A 4,078-nucleotide genomic window follows, 5' to 3' on the forward strand; every position below is an offset into this window, starting at 1 on the left:
AATAATACGTGGCGCGACACGGTCTATGGTGTCAGCCAGTGCCGAGAAATCAACATACTTATCAAGAACAAGTAGCGGATCACCTAATTCATCGATTTTTCGACGGGGATATTCGGATGCCAGCTTGTCTTTTTTTAAAGCAGAACGAGGCGGTATCATGACAGCGCTACCTTGCAGAGATGTACTGTGTCTACATTTTACTCAATTTTGGGGCTGTGAAAAGTTTTTAGAGGTTCCCTATACATTGCCAGTGTTGTACCTATACATTTAATGGCGTTCCTATCCATCGCTGATTTAGTAGTTTTTCCAGTAAGAAAAAGAATTAGACATAGTATTTGAAGCATTTTTTTGCATGTTAGGGTCTTCATCATTAATGAAAAGGGCGGCTATCCGTAGTGCAAAAATCCAATCCATTCGTTATTCGACTAATCAAGGTTAACACCTTAAATTATTAATCTATTAATTTTATCACTTAAAACTATAATCATTATTACTATTTAATATATTAGGATTTTATTCCCAATTTCCTGCGGTGTGATAAGGAATCAGTCATAAAAAGCTTGAAACTGCATGGTTTCTTAACTTAGTGATTATTGACTGCCTCAGTTGGTTTGCAGAAACTTATGGTTGTGGTACTAAGAAATTGAACGATACTAAGGTGCTGCTATTTATAAGCGGCTGTTAGTCTAGTGTATGTCGAAATTTCCCGCAATTTACACATATGTGAAAGCTGAGATTCGACTTGATACATTGGTGGTCGAGGTGTAGAATCTCTAGCATGACTAGATCAACTACTTCCCCTCAGGCTGTGAAACGTGTACCGGTAGATTACACCGACCGTTTGTATTGGAACGGCATTATTAAGATGAGTTTGTCCAAGTTCTTCATCTTGAGTGTATTACGAAACCGCCCAATGCACGGTTACGAAATCGCGCGCGAAGTGGAATGTTCTACCAAAGGTTGCTGTGCGCCGACCGAAGGGACAATATATCCAGTCTTGCGTGAATTCGAGCAAGGTAACTACGTCACAGTACATACTGAAACGGTTGCGGGTCGTGGGCGTAAGGTCTATACACTGACGGAAAAAGGCAACGAGGCCTTTGCTGTAGCAGTCGAGGCATGGCTGGAAGTGACTGCACATATCACTCGACAAAAGTGATTTTTTTTAAGTTTATACATAGATCATCTATGCATTGAATGGGAATGCTTATGAACCTCAACACCTTCACTGAGACTATGAAGTTCTTTGCCATCATTAGCGGAGAGCTGATCGTGTTATTCTTAATCGTCAGCTTTATAGTGGCGATGATGCAGGAGTATGTTCCAGCCAGTACTGTCCAACGTTTGTTAACTGGCCGTGGTTTACGCGGCAATATTGTTGGTGCGGGGCTAGGAGCGGTAACACCATTTTGTTCCTGCTCGACCATTCCGGTGACAGTTGGCTTGCTTAACGCAGGGGCACCATTTGGCGCTACCATGTCATTTTTGATTTCATCGCCGATTCTGAATCCTGTCATTCTGGGCTTGCTGGTCACATTATTCGGATGGAAATTCACGTTGTTCTATGCAGTATCGACTTTTATCCTAGCCGTTGTGGTCGGTGTGATTTGGCAGTTTTTCGGACTGGAAAAAGACATTAAAAAAGTGCGAGTGGTCGGTGAGGTCGACATATTGAAATCCACAGACTTCAAATCACGTTTGTTCCGTGCTGGTCACTCAGCATTCAGTTTGTTCAAAACATCCTTGCCATATTTGTTGATTGGTGCCGGTATTGGCTCGTTAATTTACGGTGTGGTACCGGGCGAGTGGATTGCTAATGTAGCTGGCACCGATAATCCATTCGCCGTCCCGGTCGCAGCAGCCATCGGTGTACCGTTGTACATTCGTGCCGAGACCCTGATTCCTATAGGTATGGCCTTGCAGGCTCAGGGGATGAGCATAGGTGCGGTCGCAGCGCTGATTATTGCTGGTGCAGGTGCTAGCATTCCCGAGGTAACCTTGCTTAACACTATTTTTCGCCCTCGCTTAGTTAGTATTTTTGTATTAACCATTTTTACTGTTGCTATCGGCGTGGGCTATATCGCCAACCTGTTGTTTATGTAAGGAGAATGAAAGATGTCTGAGAAAAAAAGTTTCTTGGCTCGTTTGTTCGGCAAGCAAAAAGCGTCCACTTGCTGTGCGGTACGTATCGAAGAAGTTTCTGAAGACCCTACCAAAGACGCTGGAGTAAAACCGATACCCTGTTGCGACACACGGATAGAACCTGAAAGAGAGAACAGCCTAGGCTCTTCCAATTCTGAGCGGAAGAAGGATCGTACAAAGAAAGGGGAGCAGGTATGAGCATGAAACAATATGAATTTGACCAACGAATAGAGAAAGTGCAGCATTATTACGGTAATACGCTAGTAGATAAGAGGGATTTAGCTACTAACGTTTGTACTGTGGAAGAGCAACCTTCCAATACTATCAAATCCACTTTAGCGAAAATTCATCCCAAGGTACAGATGCGTTTCTACGGGTGTGGCATACCGTTCCCTCCGTTACTGGAGGGGGCAACAGTGCTTGACTTAGGTTGTGGTGGAGGCAGAGATTGCTTTGTGTTATCCAGCTTAGTCGGTGAGCTGGGCAGTGTTATTGGTATAGATGCCACTCCTGAACAAATCGCTTTCGCTCAGAGTTATATCGATCATCACCGTGAAGCCTTTGGTTATGCCAAAAGCAATGTCAGTTTTTTGCAAGGCCATATTGAGGAACTGGATAAGCTCAACCTTCCACCTGAAAGTGTCGATGTCATTGTCTCGAATTGCGTAATCAACCTGTCAATGACTAAAGCAGATGTACTGGCTGATATGGCAAAGTTACTCAAGCCGGGAGGGGAAATTTACTTTGCCGATATTTTTGCAGATCGCCGGCTGGCACCAGACTTGAAACAAGATGCACTCATCGTGGGTGAGTGCATAGGCGATGCATTGTATTTCGAGGATTTTATTCATTTGGCGCGACAGGCCGGGTTTCTCGATGTGAGAGTTACTGCCAAGACATTGAAAACCATATCTAATCCCATAATTGAGGCTAAGCTTAGGGGAGCAAGATTATATTCTATTACTTTGCGATTGTTTAAGATGGATCTAGAGGGAAGCTGCGAGGACTACGGTCAAGTTGCTATCTACAAAGGAAATTTTCCTGAAGCGCCCGACCGTTTTATGTTAGATATCGGTCATTATTTTGAGACTGGGCGTGCTGTACCCGTATGTCGTAATACGGCTGATATGATAAAAAAAAGTCGATATAGTGTGCTATTTGATGTCATCGGCGAAGGGCTTCGACATTATGGATCTTTCCAGTGTGGAACTTATCAGCAGCCCGTGTTCTCTATTGAATCTAGCGCTTCCGATAGAGCTAGTTGTGGGTGTTAACAATATTTAAAGGTTATCAATCACAGTGCATCTTTCTGCACGCTGGAGACAATAAGGGAATGTTTTGAAAATAGAAAAGATAGCACGTTAAGAGAGTATTGGGGCAGGAATCCAGTGGAATAGAGCCGATAGGGTACACTAAGGTTCTAGCAACATTTGTATTAGTCATCACTTGATCTAACATTGAATCTTGAAAGATTGAGAGTTACCAGTTTTGAAATAGGTGTCTAATTCTTGAGGCAAAATACGAAGTAACTCTCATGCTTGATATTAATAGTCCCATGACTAAACCCAAAATGGGTTTGATCAGTTTGGTAGGGGGTTGGGTTAGATAACCAAGCCGTGCATTTCCTAATGCTATAGCCCCAATTGCTCTGTTAAGTATACTACAACTGTAACCACTATTTAATAATAAGAAATTCTCTATAAAAAGATTAAAATTGCATGGTTCTTAATTTAGTGATTATCAGATGACACATTGATTTATGATCACTTAAGACTCTAGTATGAGATGAGATTTTTTTATTGACCTAATACTCTAATCTTATAATCGATATATTAGTACGCGATGCTCGACTTTAACATCCTATAACGTTGGCTTGTTGAAGCCAGTCGCGTTGACTTTTACCTTGTTTAAAATTGGCAAAAATACCCAACGTGTG

General features: G+C 42.3%; 4 protein-coding genes. All 4 read left to right on the forward strand.

Translation table 11 applies throughout. From position 1 onward, the window contains the following. Positions 1 to 778: 778 nt before the first annotated feature. The 4 genes from Xbud_RS18415 to Xbud_RS18430 are packed head-to-tail and all read left to right on the forward strand — an operon-like array spanning position 779 to position 3,416. Positions 779 to 1,159, forward strand: a complete 381-nt coding sequence (locus tag Xbud_RS18415; protein ID WP_211283554.1) for a PadR family transcriptional regulator — start codon at positions 779 to 781, stop codon at positions 1,157 to 1,159. Positions 1,160 to 1,209: 50 nt separating this feature from the next. Continuing rightward, on the forward strand, positions 1,210 to 2,103 hold the full coding sequence (locus Xbud_RS18420) for a permease (protein ID WP_099137450.1): 894 nt from the start codon (positions 1,210 to 1,212) through the stop codon (positions 2,101 to 2,103). Positions 2,104 to 2,115: 12 nt separating this feature from the next. Then, entirely contained in the window at positions 2,116 to 2,340 is a 225-nt protein-coding gene (locus tag Xbud_RS18425; protein ID WP_099137451.1) for a hypothetical protein, read from the forward strand. Beyond that, positions 2,337 to 3,416, forward strand: coding sequence for a methyltransferase domain-containing protein (locus Xbud_RS18430; protein ID WP_099137452.1), 1,080 nt, complete (start codon positions 2,337 to 2,339; stop codon positions 3,414 to 3,416). The genes Xbud_RS18425 and Xbud_RS18430 overlap by 4 nt, the downstream gene beginning before the upstream one ends. Positions 3,417 to 4,078 lie beyond the last annotated feature (662 nt).

The sequence above is a fragment of the Xenorhabdus budapestensis genome (assembly GCF_002632465.1).
Lineage (GTDB): Bacteria > Pseudomonadota > Gammaproteobacteria > Enterobacterales > Enterobacteriaceae > Xenorhabdus > Xenorhabdus budapestensis.